Source organism: Neisseria sp. P0021.S007, from assembly GCF_051956855.1.
In genome coordinates, this window is sequence record NZ_JBQCXA010000518.1 from 1 (window position 1) to 696 (window position 696).

1 protein-coding gene and 1 pseudogene are annotated in these 696 nt (G+C 45.7%); both read left to right on the top strand.

The window, feature by feature from the left end:
• Nucleotides 1-450 (top strand): glycine betaine ABC transporter substrate-binding protein (locus ACTHUR_RS14350; protein WP_440399236.1); only part of this gene is annotated, 450 nt, incomplete at its 5' end.
• Nucleotides 451-497: 47 nt separating this feature from the next.
• Nucleotides 498-696, top strand: a pseudogene (locus ACTHUR_RS14355) (quinone oxidoreductase); the annotation flags it as partial.

Genomic DNA, 696 nt, shown 5'->3' on the forward strand with positions numbered 1-696 from the left:
ATCAGCGACTTGAAGCAGGTAGCGCCCAATATCCGAGCAGGTTTCTCACTGGAATTTATCGACCGAGCGGATGGCTATAAAGGCATGCAGGCAGCCGGTATCACGCTAAAACATATTGTTAGCTTGGAACCTGCCTTACGCTATACGGCATTGTTGAATGACAAAATCGACCTAGTGGAAGCCTTTTCCACCGATGCAGAATTGAAACAATATCAATTGCGCCTACTGAAAGATGATATTTCCCTGTTTCCTGCTTATCAGGGTGCGCCATTGATGAAAGCAGAATTTGCTGAAAAAAATCCTCAAATTGTGACCGCACTTAACCGACTGGCGGGAAAAATTAGCGAAGAGGAAATGAGTGAGATGAACTACCGCGTGAAAGTGCAAGGCGAAAGCGCGGAAAACGTAGCGCGGGAGTATTTGGAGAAAAATGGGTTGTTAGGAAAGTAAAATTGGCAGTAGGCTACCTGAAAGCATCAGATTCTTAGGGAGGTATTATGAAAGCCGTAAAAATCTATCAAGCCGGCGGTCCAGAGCAACTGATTTATCAAGACGTGCCAACACCTGATATCAAAGAGAGTTGGTCACTGGTAAAAATCAAAGGCTTCGGCATCAACCATTCCGAGATTTTCACACGCGAAGGCAAATCGCTGTCTGTCCAGTTTCCGCGTATCTTGGGCATTCAATGTGTAGGCC